This is a genomic window from Klebsiella sp. K5-45 (genome assembly GCF_030128605.1).
GTDB lineage: Bacteria > Pseudomonadota > Gammaproteobacteria > Enterobacterales > Enterobacteriaceae > Klebsiella > Klebsiella quasipneumoniae.
In genome coordinates, this window is record NZ_JAKUZW010000009.1 from 1 (window position 1) to 14,356 (window position 14,356).

The window sequence follows — 14,356 nt, forward strand, 5'->3', positions numbered from 1 at the left end:
ACCCCATGCCGAACTCAGAAGTGAAACGCCGTAGCGCCGATGGTAGTGTGGGGTCTCCCCATGTGAGAGTAGGGAACTGCCAGGCATCAAATAAAGCAGAAAGCTCAGTCGGAAGGCTGAGCTTTTTTGCGTTTGTGTCATCCGGCGAGGGTGCCGGCATGCCTCCCCGGTGGCGCTGCGCTTACCTGGGCTACACGATCCGTAGCCCGGACAAGGTGCGCAGCACCGCCTCCGCGGGAGGCTCCTGTCCAAGGGTTAGCAGTTGCGACGTCAATCTTAGTCTGCTTCAGCCTGCTGCTCATGTATCAAATTCAATAACGGATACGGTTGCCCCAAATCGTCCGTTTCAGACCGCCCTGTCACCCTAAAACCCATTCTCTGATAAAACCCGACCGCTTGTTCATTCTGCTCATTTACGTTTGTCGTCAGCTTCGGCGTTAACGACAGCGCATGCTCAATCAGCAATCTCCCCACGCCGCAGCCGCGGACATCTGGATCGACGAACAGCGCATCCATATGATCTCCGGTCAGTAGCATAAAGGCGATCGGCTGGTCCTCCGTGTTAACCGCCACCCACAGCGGAGCCTCCGGTAAAAATGCGCGTACCATCTCCTCCAGCTCCTTTCGATACGCTTTTGACAGAAAGTCGTGGGTGGCGTCGACCGACCGACACCAGATCGCAATCAGTTTATCCCCTTCATCAGGCCGGGAACGGCGGATGCTAATAACCATATTTTCTCCTTTTCTTCATTCTTATATTCTCACTCAATGCGCGCCGTGAAATTTTCTCACCGTGAACATGCAGACTCGACATTCACCCGATTCCTGGTTATCTTCAGCTATCTGGATGTCTAAACGTTTATACGTATGCTATGAGGTAATAGAGTTATGCCAATTCGGGTGCAGGACGAGCTACCAGCCGTCAATTTCTTGCGCAATGAAAACGTCTTTGTAATGACGACAACGCGTGCAACAACTCAGGAAATCCGCCCCCTGAAGGTGTTAATCCTCAACCTGATGCCGAAGAAAATCGAGACGGAGAATCAGTTCCTGCGTCTGCTGTCGAACTCTCCGCTGCAGGTGGACATCCAGTTATTACGTATCGATGCACGTGAGTCACGTAATACGCCGGCGGAGCATCTGAATAACTTTTACTGCAATTTCGATGAGATTTGCGATCAGAACTTTGACGGCCTGATCGTCACCGGCGCTCCTTTAGGCCTGGTTGAATTTAATGATGTCGCTTACTGGCCGCAGATCAAACAGGTGCTGGAGTGGGCCAAGGATCACGTCACTTCGACGCTGTTCGTCTGTTGGGCGGTGCAGGCCGCGCTGAATATTCTGTACGGCATTCCCAAGCAAACCCGCGCCGAAAAGATTTCTGGCGTCTATGAACACCATATTCTACACCCACACGCCTTACTGACCCGCGGTTTCGACGACTCTTTCCTCGCCCCACACTCACGCTATGCTGACTTTCCGGCAGGGCTTATCCGTGACTATACCGATCTCGAGATCCTCGCAGAGACAGAAGAGGGCGATGCGTATCTGTTCGCCAGTAAAGATAAGCGTATCGCCTTTGTCACCGGCCACCCCGAGTACGATGCCAATACCCTGGCAAGTGAATATTTCCGCGATGTGGAAGCCGGTTTGAACCCTGAGGTTCCCCACAACTATTTTCCGCAAAACGACCCGCAGAACAAACCGCGCGCTACCTGGCGCAGCCACGGTAATCTGCTGTTCGCTAACTGGCTGAACTATTACGTCTACCAGATTACACCATACGATCTGCGGCATATGAATCCAACACTGGAGTAATACTCCGCACGAAACGATCCTAAAGCGTTTCAGCACTTTGCCTCTGGCACTTTCGGGTGCCTTTTTTATTTCCGAAATTCACCTCACAGCTGATGATAACTTTAATTTCATTGTTATCAATATGTTAATGCCATTTTAAAATTAAAATGGAAATTGTTTTTGATTTTGAAAATTAATTGAGTAGTCTTAATTGTGCTGAGCGAAAACTGCACAACGATCTTTCGCTCGCTTCCAGCGGATCAACCAAGAGGAGCAGCACAATGACGCAGCAGGCGACAATCACCGATGAACTGGCCTTTAGTCAGCCCTATGGCGAGCAGGAGAAGCAGATCTTAACGCCTGAGGCGGTAGAATTTCTGACGGAACTGGTGAGCCGCTTTACGCCGGCGCGCAATAAACTGCTGGCCGCGCGTCTGCAGCAGCAGCAGGCTATTGACGATGGACAGCTGCCGGATTTTATTTCGGAAACTGCTTCCATTAGAAATAGCGACTGGACCATTCGTGGTATCCCGGCGGATTTACAGGATCGCCGCGTTGAAATTACCGGCCCCGTCGAGCGCAAGATGGTCATTAACGCGTTGAACGCTAACGTAAAAGTCTTTATGGCGGACTTTGAGGATTCGCTGGCGCCTGACTGGCGTAAAGTCATTGATGGTCAAATCAACCTACGCGATGCCGTGAACGGGACCATCAGCTACACCAATGAGGCTGGCAAAATCTATCAACTGCAGCCCAATCCCGCTGTGCTGGTATGCCGTGTGCGCGGTCTGCATCTGCCGGAAAAGCATGTGACCTGGCGTAATGAGGCCATCCCCGGCAGTCTTTTCGATTTTGCGCTCTATTTCTTTCATAACTACCAGGCGCTGCTGGCGAAAGGAAGTGGTCCCTACTTCTATCTGCCAAAAACCCAGGCCTGGCAAGAGGCGGCATGGTGGAACGATGTCTTCAGCTTTACTGAAGATCGCTTTGATTTGCCGCGCGGCACCATCAAGGCCACGCTGCTGATTGAAACACTGCCGGCGGTGTTCCAGATGGATGAGATCCTGCATGCGCTTCGCGACCATATTGTCGGCCTGAACTGCGGCCGCTGGGACTATATCTTCAGCTATATCAAGACGCTGAAAAACCATCCGGACCGCGTACTGCCGGACCGCCAGGTGGTGACGATGGATAAACCCTTCCTTAGCGCCTACTCACGGCTGTTGATTAAGACCTGCCACAAACGCGGGGCGTTTGCGATGGGCGGGATGGCGGCCTTTATCCCGAGCAAAGATGTCGAGCGTAACCGTCAGGTGCTGAATAAAGTCACCGCCGACAAAGAGCTGGAGGCGAACAACGGTCACGATGGCACCTGGATCGCCCATCCTGGGCTGGCGGATACCGCCATGGCGGTGTTTAACCGCGTGCTCGGCGACAAGCCGAATCAGCTCTCGGTGACCCGTAGCGAGGACGCGCCCATTACCGCCGAACAGCTGCTGGCCCCCTGCGAGGGCGAGCGCACCGAAGCCGGGATGCGCGCCAACATTCGCGTGGCGGTGCAGTACATCGAAGCCTGGATCTCCGGCAACGGCTGCGTACCGATTTATGGCCTGATGGAAGACGCCGCGACAGCTGAGATCTCGCGCACCTCTATCTGGCAGTGGATCCATCATCAGAAAACCCTGAACGACGGCACGCCGGTCACAAAAGCGCTGTTCCGCCAGTGGCTGGCGGAAGAGCTGATGGTGATTCAGGAAGAGCTGGGAGAGCACCGCTTCAGCCATGGCCGCTTTGACGATGCGGCGCGGCTGATGGAGCAGATCACCACCTCTGACGAACTGATTGATTTTCTGACATTACCGGGCTACCGCCTGCTGGCCTAATCGCCAGATGGTGTGGTTCGCCATTTAGTCCTTCACCAATGCGCCTGGAGAGCCAGGAAATTATATGGAGCATCTGCACATGAAAACCCGTACCCAACAAATCGAAGAATTAAACAAAGAGTGGACGAACCCGCGCTGGGAAGGGATTACCCGCCCGTACAGCGCGGAAGAGGTGGTGAAATTACGCGGCTCGGTGAACCCGGAATGCACGCTGGCGCAGCTTGGCGCGGCGAAAATGTGGCGTCTGCTGCACGGTGAAGCGAAGAAAGGATACATCAACAGCCTTGGCGCGCTGACCGGCGGCCAGGCCTTGCAGCAGGCGAAGGCCGGCATCGAAGCCATTTATCTCTCCGGCTGGCAGGTGGCGGCGGATGCTAACCTGGCGTCCAGCATGTACCCGGATCAATCGCTGTACCCGGCCAACTCGGTACCGGCGGTGGTGGATCGGATCAACAATACCTTCCGCCGCGCCGATCAGATCCAGTGGTCAGCCGGCATCGAGCCGAACGATCCGCGCTTTATCGACTATTTCCTGCCGATCGTGGCGGATGCGGAAGCCGGTTTTGGCGGCGTCCTTAATGCCTTCGAGCTGATGAAATCGATGATTGAAGCCGGTGCAGCGGCTGTTCACTTCGAAGATCAGCTGGCGTCGGTGAAGAAGTGCGGTCATATGGGCGGTAAAGTGCTGGTCCCGACCCAGGAAGCGATACAGAAACTGGTGGCGGCGCGTCTGGCGGCTGACGTGATGGGGGTCCCGACGCTGGTGATCGCCCGTACCGATGCTGACGCTGCCGATTTAATTACCTCAGACTGCGATCCGTACGATCGTGAGTTTATTACCGGGGATCGCACCAGCGAAGGGTTCTTCCGCACCCATGCCGGGATCGAGCAGGCGATCAGCCGCGGGCTGGCCTATGCGCCGTATGCGGACCTGGTGTGGTGTGAAACGTCGAAACCGGATCTTGAGCAGGCGCGTCGCTTTGCTGAAGCCATTCATGCGCGTTTCCCGGGCAAACTGCTGGCCTATAACTGCTCGCCGTCGTTTAACTGGAAGAAAAATCTCGATGATAAAACCATCGCCAGCTTCCAGCAGCAGCTGTCGGACATGGGATACAAGTACCAGTTTATTACCCTCGCCGGGATCCACAGCATGTGGTTCAACATGTTCGACCTCGCCCATGCTTACGCACAGGGTGAGGGGATGCGCCATTATGTTGAAAAAGTGCAGCAGCCGGAATTCGCCGCCGGGCCGGAAGGCTATACCTTCGTCTCGCATCAGCAGGAGGTGGGTACCGGCTACTTCGACAAGGTCACCACCATTATCCAGGGCGGCGCCTCGTCGGTGACGGCGCTGACCGGCTCGACCGAAGAAGATCAGTTTTGAGCCATGCCCGGTGGCACGACGCTAACCGGGCCAGTGAAGGGATCCAGGCCGGATAAGCGAGCGCGCCATTCGGCCTGACGTGGTGCCGGATGGGGGAGTTCGATGACGCGTGGTCTGGAATTACTGATTGCCCAAACGATATTGCAGGGATTTGACGCTCAGTATGGGCGTTTTCTCGAAGTGACTTCCGGCGCGCAGCAGCGCTTTGAACAGGCCGACTGGCATTCGGTGCAGCAGGCGATGAAACAGCGGATCCACCTCTATGACCACCATGTGGGTCTGGTGGTGGAGCAGCTGCGCTGCATCACGGAAGGAAAGAGCACGGATGCCGACTTTTTGCTGCGGGTGAAAGCCCACTACACCCGTTTGCTGCCGGATTACCCTCGTTTTGAAATTGCCGAGAGCTTTTTCAATTCGGTCTACTGCCGCCTGTTTGACCACCGCTCGCTGACCCCCGAGCGGCTCTTTATTTTCAGCTCGCAGCCCGAGCGTCCTTTTCGCACCCTTCCGCGACCGCTGGCGAAAGATTTTTTTGCCGATCGCGGCTGGCCGCACCTGCTGGGTAACGTGCTGTCCGATCTGCCGCTGCGGCTGCCGTGGCAAAATAAAGCGCGGGATATCGGCTATATCATTGCCAGTCTGCAGGAGGCGCTGGGGGAGGAACTGCTCGCCACCTGTCATCTGCAGGTCGCCAATGAGCTGTTCTATCGTAATAAAGCCGCCTGGCTGGTGGGCAAACTGGTGATGCCGATGACCACGCTGCCCTTTTTGCTGCCGATCCATCGCAGCGACGAGGGCGAGCTGTTTGTCGATACCTGCCTGACCACCCATGCCGAAGCGAGCATCGTGTTTGGCTTCGCGCGTTCCTATTTTATGGTTTATGCGCCACTGCCCGGCGCCCTGGTGGAATGGCTGCGCGAGATCCTGCCGGGGAAAACCACGGCCGAGCTGTATATGGCGATTGGCTGCCAGAAGCACGCTAAAACCGAAAGCTATCGTGAATATCTGCACTACATTGCTCGCTGCGATGAGCAGTTTATTGAGGCGCCGGGCATTCGCGGGATGGTGATGCTGGTGTTTACCCTGCCGGGGTTTGACCGGGTGTTTAAGGTGATCAAAGACCGCTTCGCGCCGCAGAAAGAGATGACCGCCGCCCACGTGCGCGCCTGCTATCAGCTGGTAAAGGAGCATGACCGCGTCGGGCGGATGGCGGACACGCAGGAGTTTGAAAATTTCGTGCTGGAGAAACGACAAATCGCGCCGGCGCTGCTGGCGCTGCTGCAGGCGGAGGCGGGGAACAAACTGACCGACCTCGGCGACCGGATTGTCATCAGTCATCTGTATATTGAACGGCGAATGGTGCCGCTCAACCTGTGGCTGGAGCAGGTTAACGGCCAGGCGCTACGCGATGCGGTAGAAGAGTATGGGAATGCTATCCGCCAGCTGGCCGCCGCCAACATCTTTCCCGGTGATATGCTGTTTAAAAACTTCGGCGTCACCCGCCACGGCCGGGTGGTGTTCTACGACTATGACGAAATCTGCTATATGACGGAAGTGAATTTTCGCCAGATCCCACCGCCGCGCTATCCCGAGGATGAACTGGCCAGCGAGCCGTGGTACAGCGTCTCGCCGGGGGATGTGTTCCCGGAGGAGTTCCGCCACTGGCTGTGTGCCGACCCGCGCATTGGGCCGCTGTTTGAGGAGATGCATGCCGACCTGCTGCGCGCCGACTACTGGCGCGAACTGCAGACGCGGATTAAAAACGGCCATGTGGAAGATGTCTACGCCTACCGGCGCAAGCAGCGTTTTAGCGTGCGCTATGGCGCCGACAGTAGGCCGGATAAGGCGTTTACGCCGCCATCCGGCAAGGTGCGCCGATCTGCCTGATGGCGCTACGCTTATCAGGCCTACTTAAAATGCCCCGGTGGGGCATTTTTTTATTTAACCCCGCCGTATGCCAGCGTCACTTCCTTCGCCGCTTTGATCACCAGCGCGCCCAGCTCGGTCACCCGGTCATCGGTCATGCGTGAGATGGGGCCGGAGATGGAGATTGCCGCGAACGGTTCGCGGTGTTCATCATAAATGCAGGCGGCGACGCAGCGGAGGCCGAGCGCGTGCTCCTCGTCATCGAACGAGTAGCCCCGCTTGCGGGTCTGCGCTAAATCTTCCTTCAGATGCAGCGGCGAGACCAGCGTGGCATGCGTATAGGCATGTAGCCCTTTACGGTGCAGGAGGCTGGTAACCTGCTCTTCGCTCAGCTGCGAGAGAAACGCCTTCCCGGCGCCGGAGGCGTGCATCGGCAGTTTTCCGCCGATCGGCGCCGACATCCGCATCAGCTGGGTGCACTGCACCTGGTCGATAATGATCGCCTGGTGGTCGCTCTGGTCAAGCACTGCCAGATTCACCGTTTCACCGGAATCTTCCATCAGTTGGCGCAGGATCGGGTGGACAATCGCCAGCAGATTGCGGCTTTGCAGAAAGCTGCTGCCGACCACGAAGGCATGCGCGCCGACGGCCCAGTGGCCCAGCTCGCCGACCTGGCGGACGAAACCCAGCTGCTGCATGGTGGTCAGCAGGCGGTGAGTGGTTGAGTTGGGCAGACCCGCCTGCTGCGCCAGCTCGGTCAGCGCGACGCTGCTGTGGGATTCGGCAATCCATTCGAGCAATTTCAGGCCGCGGGTCAGCGACTGAACCTGACCGCCAGCCTGCTGGGCGGTGGCAGCCGCGGGTTTTCTGCCGCGTTTCGCGGGAACGGGGGTAGTGGCCATCGCGGACTCCTTTTTCTGTATCGTGGAAATAATTTTCGTTTTATTTGGCGATAATGCAATCACAACCGGACTCATCGGAGGAGTGAAGCTGAACATGTCTCATATTGCCCGTTGTTGTCTTTTCCGCTCCGGTGGTTTATGCCAGTATGGTTTGTTGGCTATTTGGCCTGAGTTGAGCGTTGTCGGGAGCAAGTGTGAGCAGCAAAGTTGAGCAACTGCATCAGCAGTTAAAAGAACGTATTCTGGTTCTGGATGGGGGCATGGGCACCATGATCCAGGGCTATCGTCTGAGTGAGCAGGACTTTCGCGGTGAGCGCTTTGCTGACTGGCCGTGCGACCTGAAAGGCAACAACGACCTGCTGGTGCTCAGCAAGCCCGAGGTGATCCGCGAGATCCACGACGCCTACTTCGAGGCCGGCGCGGATATCATTGAGACCAACACCTTTAACTCGACAACCATCGCGATGGCGGATTACCAGATGGAATCCCTGTCGGCAGAGATCAACTTTGCGGCGGCGAAGCTGGCCCGCGCCAGCGCCGACGCCTGGACGGCCCGCACGCCGGAAAAACCGCGCTACGTCGCGGGCGTGCTTGGCCCAACTAACCGCACCGCCTCCATTTCGCCTGATGTGAACGATCCGGCGTTCCGTAATATTACCTTTGACCAGCTGGTGGCCGCCTATCGCGAATCCACCCGGGCGCTGGTGGAAGGTGGCGTGGATCTGATCCTGATTGAAACGGTATTTGATACCCTGAATGCCAAAGCGGCCATCTATGCGGTAAAAGAGGAGATGGAGGCGCTGGGCGTTGACCTGCCGCTGATGATCTCCGGCACCATTACCGATGCCTCCGGCCGCACGCTTTCCGGGCAGACCACCGAAGCTTTCTATAACTCGCTGCGCCACGCCGAAGCCTTATCGTTTGGTCTGAACTGCGCCCTCGGGCCGGACGAACTGCGCCAGTACGTCCAGGAGCTCTCGCGCATCGCTGAATGCTACGTCACCGCGCACCCGAACGCCGGCCTGCCCAACGCCTTCGGCGAATACGATCTGGATGCCGATACCATGGCGGCGCAGATCCGCGAATGGGCGGAAGCCGGTTTCCTTAATATCGTCGGCGGCTGCTGCGGTACGACCCCGGAGCATATCGCCGCCATGAGCCGGGCGGTAGCGGGCCTGCCGCCGCGCCAGCTGCCGGAAATCGCGGTGGCCTGCCGCCTCGCCGGCCTGGAGCCTCTCAATATCGGCGATGACAGCCTGTTCGTTAACGTCGGCGAACGTACCAACGTTACCGGCTCGGCGAAATTTAAACGCTTAATCAAAGAAGAGAAGTACAGCGAAGCGCTGGACGTCGCGCGTCAGCAGGTGGAAAGCGGCGCGCAGATTATCGATATCAACATGGACGAGGGGATGCTCGACGCAGAAGCGGCGATGGTGCGCTTCCTCAACCTGATTGCCGGCGAGCCGGACATTGCCCGCGTGCCGATCATGATCGACTCCTCCAAGTGGGAAGTTATTGAGAAAGGCCTGAAATGCATTCAGGGCAAAGGCATCGTTAACTCGATTTCGATGAAAGAGGGCGTCGAACCCTTTATCCACCATGCGAAACTGGTTCGCCGCTACGGCGCTGCGGTAGTGGTGATGGCCTTTGACGAAGTGGGCCAGGCTGATACCCGCGAACGTAAAATTGAGATTTGCCGTCGCGCCTACAAAATCCTCACCGAAGAGGTCGGCTTCCCGCCAGAAGATATTATCTTTGACCCGAATATCTTTGCGGTGGCGACCGGTATCGAAGAACACAATAACTATGCCCAGGACTTTATCGGCGCCTGCGAAGACATCAAACGCGAGCTGCCGCATGCGCTGATCTCCGGCGGGGTCTCCAACGTCTCCTTCTCTTTCCGCGGCAATGACCCGGTTCGTGAGGCGATCCACGCCGTATTCCTCTACTATGCGATCCGCAACGGCATGGATATGGGGATCGTCAATGCCGGTCAGCTGGCCATCTATGATGACCTGCCGGGCGAGCTGCGCGACGCGGTGGAGGACGTGATCCTCAACCGCCGCGATGACAGCACCGAAAGATTGCTCGAACTGGCGGAAAAATATCGCGGCAGTAAAGTTGACGACGGCGCCAATGCCCAGCAGGCGGAGTGGCGCAGCTGGGAGGTGAAAAAACGCCTCGAATATTCGCTGGTGAAGGGCATTACCGAATTTATCGAACAGGACACCGAAGAAGCGCGTCAGCAGGCTGCCCGCCCGATTGAGGTGATCGAAGGGCCGCTGATGGACGGCATGAACGTGGTCGGCGATCTGTTCGGCGAAGGCAAAATGTTCCTGCCGCAGGTGGTGAAATCCGCTCGCGTCATGAAACAGGCGGTGGCCTACCTTGAGCCGTTTATCGAAGCCAGTAAAGAACAGGGCTCCAGTAACGGCAAAATGGTGATTGCCACGGTAAAAGGCGACGTTCATGACATCGGCAAAAACATCGTCGGCGTGGTGCTGCAGTGTAATAACTACGAAATCATCGATCTTGGCGTGATGGTCCCGGCGGATAAAATTCTCAAAACCGCCAAAGAGGTAAACGCGGATCTCATCGGCCTTTCCGGGCTGATTACCCCGTCGCTCGACGAGATGGTTAACGTGGCGAAAGAGATGGAGCGTCAGGGCTTTACCATCCCGCTGCTTATTGGTGGCGCGACCACCTCGAAAGCGCATACGGCGGTGAAAATCGAGCAGAACTACAGCGGCCCGACCGTTTACGTACAGAACGCCTCGCGCACCGTCGGGGTGGTGGCTGCGCTGCTCTCGGATACGCAGCGCGATGAGTTTGTCGCCCGCACGCGCAAAGAGTATGAAACCGTGCGTATCCAGCATGGACGTAAAAAACCGCGCACCCCGCCGGTGACCCTGGCGGCCGCACGGGAAAACGATCTGGCCTTTGACTGGGAGAGCTATACGCCGCCGGTGGCCCATCGCCTGGGGATTCAGGAGGTGGAAGCCAGTATCGAGACGCTACGCAATTACATCGACTGGACGCCGTTCTTTATGACCTGGTCGCTGGCGGGTAAATATCCGCGCATTCTGGAAGATGAAGTGGTAGGGGAAGAGGCGCAGCGCCTGTTCAAAGACGCTAACGAGCTGCTGGATAAACTGAGCGCAGAGAAAACCCTCAACCCGCGCGGCGTGGTGGGCCTGTTCCCGGCCAACCGCGTTGGCGACGATATTGAAATCTATCGCGATGAAACCCGCACCCACGTGCTGACGGTGAGCCATCACCTGCGCCAGCAGACGGAGAAGGTCGGCTTCGCCAACTACTGCCTCGCCGACTTTGTGGCGCCGAAGCTGAGCGGCAAAGCGGACTACATCGGCGCCTTCGCCGTCACCGGCGGCCTGGAAGAGGACGCGCTGGCGGAGGCCTATGAAGCGCAGCATGACGACTATAACAAGATCATGATCAAGGCCATCGCCGATCGTCTGGCGGAAGCCTTCGCCGAGTATCTGCACGAGAAAGTGCGCAAGGTCTACTGGGGATATGCGGCCAATGAGAACCTCAGCAATGAGGAACTTATTCGCGAGAATTACCAGGGGATCCGTCCGGCGCCGGGGTATCCGGCCTGTCCGGAGCACACTGAAAAAGGCACCATCTGGCAGTTGCTGGACGTCGAAGCCCATACCGGCATGAAGCTTACCGAATCGTTCGCCATGTGGCCGGGGGCATCGGTTTCCGGCTGGTATTTCAGCCATCCGGACAGCAAGTACTTCGCCGTGGCGCAGATCCAGCGCGACCAGGTCGAAGACTACGCGCGGCGTAAAGGGATGACCCCGGCGGAAGTCGAGCGCTGGTTAGCCCCTAATCTGGGCTATGATGCGGACTAGTCGTCATTTTTCCTTACAACTAACAAGGCGCTCTGTGAGCGCCTTGTCTCTTTATTGAGGTTAACCCCTTATACTGAGATAGGTTCCAGAACGTCGGAACACCTATAACGATAAGGAGAAGCTGATTCCGTGTTAACTCTGCTACACCTGTTGTCCGCGGTCGCTCTGCTGGTGTGGGGCACGCATATCGTGCGTACCGGGGTGATGCGCGTCTATGGCGCTCGCCTACGTACCGTTCTCAGTAGCAGCGTAGAAAAAAAGCCGCTCGCCTTCTGCGCGGGTCTTGGCGTGACTGCGCTGGTACAAAGCAGCAATGCCACCACCATGCTGGTGACCTCGTTTGTCGCCCAGGATTTAGTGGGCCTCACGCCGGCGCTGGTGATGGTGCTGGGCGCCGACGTTGGGACGGCGCTGATGGCGAGGGTACTGACCTTCGACCTGTCGTGGCTGTCGCCGTTGTTGATTTTTATCGGGGTGATTTTCTTCCTCGGCCGCAAGCAGACCCGCGCCGGGCAGCTGGGGCGAGTAGGGATCGGCCTTGGGCTGATCCTGTTGGCCCTGGAGCTGATTGTGCAGGCCGTCCACCCCATTACCCAGGCCAACGGCGTGCAGGTGATTTTTGCCTCGCTGACCGGGGATATCATGCTGGATGCCTTGATTGGCGCTGTATTCGCGATCATTAGCTACTCCAGCCTGGCGGCGGTGCTGCTGACCGCGACGCTGACCGCGGCGGGAGCGATCTCTTTCCCGGTGGCGCTGTGCCTGGTGATTGGCGCCAACCTGGGATCGGGGCTGTTGGCGATGCTCAACAACAGCGCGGCGAACGCGGCGGCGCGCCGGGTGGCGCTGGGCAGCCTGCTGTTTAAGCTGGTGGGGAGCCTGATCATTCTGCCGTTCGTCCATCCGCTGGCCGCGGCGATGCACAAGCTGCCGTTGGCCGAGTCCGAGCTGGTTATCTACTTTCACGTCTTTTATAACCTGCTGCGCTGCATCGCGATGGTGCCCTTTGCCGGACCGATGGCGAAGCTGTGCCAGCGCATGATCCGCGATGAACCCGAGCTGGATAACCATCTCAAACCCAAGCATCTTGACCCGTCGGCGCTGGACACCCCGGCGCTGGCGCTAGCCAACGCCGCGCGCGAGACGCTGCGCATTGGCGACGCGATGGAGCAAATGCTGGAGAGCCTGCATAAGGTGATGCATGGCGAACCGCGTCAGGAGAAAGAACTGCGCCGCATGGCGGACGATATCAACGTCCTCTACACCGCCATTAAGCTCTATCTGGCGCGAATGCCAAAGGATGAGCTGGCGGAAGAAGAGTCCCGGCGCTGGGCGGAAATTATTGAGATGTCGTTAAACCTCGAGCAGGCCTCCGATATCGTCGAGCGGATGGGCAGCGAGATCGCCGATAAATCGCTGGCGGCGCGTCGCGCCTTCTCGGTGGAAGGGTTAAAGGAGCTGGACGCCCTGTACGATCTGCTGCTCAGCAATCTGCAGCTGGCGATGTCGGTCTTCTTCTCCAGCGATGTGCCGAGCGCTCGTCGCCTGCGGCGCAGCAAACACCGGTTCCGCATTCTTAACCGCCGCTACTCGCATGCGCACGTTGACCGTCTGCATCAGCAGAACGTGCAGAGTATCGAAACCAGTACGTTGCATCTGGCGCTGCTGGGGGATATGAAGCGCCTGAACAGCCTGTTCTGCTCGGTGGCTTACAGCGTGATGGAGCAACCGGATGAAGACGACGAACGGGATGACTACTGAGCCATTCCCCGGCGACGCTGTGCTAACCGGGGTTTTGCGTTTGGACGTCCCGTTGAGGCAGCCCGGATAAGGCGCAATGCGCCGCTATCCGGGAAACGTTAGCCACCCAGCCTCAGAAGCGGTGGCCCGCAGGCAGGGTTATCGCTTCTTCCCCCGCTTTGAACAACAGCGTCGGGTTCGGGCCACCGAGCGTCGCGTGACCATCGGTGACCTGGATCCAGTTTCCTTCCGGCAAACCAATCACCGTTAATTCCGGCGCCACGACCAGCAGTTCGCGGATACGCTGTTCGCGGGTTTCGCCCTGATGCCCGGTCGGCAACGCGTTGGTGAAGTGCGGGTTAATCTGTAGCGGGAACAGCCCCAGCGCATCAAATCCCTGCGGATCGACAATCGGCATATCGTTGGTGGTGCGAATGGTCGGGCAGGCGAGGTTTGAACCTGCGCTCCAGCCGATATACAGCGCCCCGCGTTTGACGACATCGACAATCGGCGCCAACAGACCGCGACTGCGGCACTCTTTCAACAGCTGGAAGGTGTTCCCGCCGCCGACGATCACCATCTCGGTGCTTTCAATGGCGGCGATAGGGTCGTCGACGCTGTGGATACCGGTTACGCTGACCGCCATGGGCGCCATAACCGCAGCCACTTTGGCCGTGTAATCATCCCAGGATTGCGTCACGCCAGCGAAGGGGATGAATACGGCCTTACGGCGGCCTTTGACCTGACCGGCAATCAGCGGCAGGGCGTGTTCCAGCCAGGCTTTCCCCGGCAGCGTGGAGTTACTGAGTAACAGTAGTTCCATCTTTTCTTCCTGTTTTAAAAATATTATTGAAGCAGAAATTCTAGCATCGCCCCCATACCGGCGCGCTGATATGGCGCATGATG

The 14,356-nt window shown here is 57.8% G+C and carries 9 protein-coding genes; 6 read left to right on the forward strand and 3 right to left on the reverse strand.

From position 1 onward, the window contains the following. Positions 1–276: 276 nt before the first annotated feature. On the reverse strand, positions 277–732 hold the full coding sequence (locus MKS11_RS18905) for an acetyltransferase (RefSeq protein WP_004206832.1): 456 nt from the start codon (positions 730–732) through the stop codon (positions 277–279). A gap of 156 nt (positions 733–888) precedes the next feature. On the opposite strand from MKS11_RS18905, the gene metA reads away from it, so the two are divergent. The 4 genes from metA to aceK all read left to right on the forward strand — a co-directional run bounded on the left by metA (position 889) and on the right by aceK (position 6,951). Further along, positions 889–1,818, forward strand: coding sequence for a homoserine O-succinyltransferase (gene metA / locus MKS11_RS18910; RefSeq protein WP_004206830.1), 930 nt, complete (start codon positions 889–891; stop codon positions 1,816–1,818). A gap of 260 nt (positions 1,819–2,078) precedes the next feature. After that, positions 2,079–3,680, forward strand: coding sequence for a malate synthase A (gene aceB / locus MKS11_RS18915; protein ID WP_032456808.1), 1,602 nt, complete (start codon positions 2,079–2,081; stop codon positions 3,678–3,680). A gap of 79 nt (positions 3,681–3,759) precedes the next feature. Further along, positions 3,760–5,064, forward strand: coding sequence for an isocitrate lyase (aceA, locus tag MKS11_RS18920; RefSeq protein WP_004206828.1), 1,305 nt, complete (start codon positions 3,760–3,762; stop codon positions 5,062–5,064). Positions 5,065–5,166: 102 nt separating this feature from the next. Next, entirely contained in the window at positions 5,167–6,951 is a 1,785-nt protein-coding gene (aceK, locus tag MKS11_RS18925) for a bifunctional isocitrate dehydrogenase kinase/phosphatase (protein ID WP_087771155.1), read from the forward strand. Between the two features lie 50 nt (positions 6,952–7,001). Here the strand turns inward: aceK and iclR are convergent, their stop codons facing one another. Further along, complete coding sequence (gene iclR / locus MKS11_RS18930; RefSeq protein ID WP_004206826.1) at positions 7,002–7,832, reverse strand: glyoxylate bypass operon transcriptional repressor IclR; 831 nt, start codon at positions 7,830–7,832, stop codon at positions 7,002–7,004. 194 nt (positions 7,833–8,026) lie between these two features. Here iclR and metH point away from each other — a divergent pair, with 194 nt between their 5' ends. Then, entirely contained in the window at positions 8,027–11,710 is a 3,684-nt protein-coding gene (gene metH, locus MKS11_RS18935) for a methionine synthase (RefSeq protein ID WP_049093091.1), read from the forward strand. Between the two features lie 129 nt (positions 11,711–11,839). After that, positions 11,840–13,471, forward strand: coding sequence for a Na/Pi cotransporter family protein (locus tag MKS11_RS18940; protein WP_004206824.1), 1,632 nt, complete (start codon positions 11,840–11,842; stop codon positions 13,469–13,471). A gap of 112 nt (positions 13,472–13,583) precedes the next feature. On the opposite strand, the gene pepE is transcribed toward MKS11_RS18940, so the two are convergent. Beyond that, on the reverse strand, positions 13,584–14,273 hold the full coding sequence (gene pepE / locus MKS11_RS18945) for a dipeptidase PepE (protein WP_004895000.1): 690 nt from the start codon (positions 14,271–14,273) through the stop codon (positions 13,584–13,586). Positions 14,274–14,356: the final 83 nt, after the last annotated feature.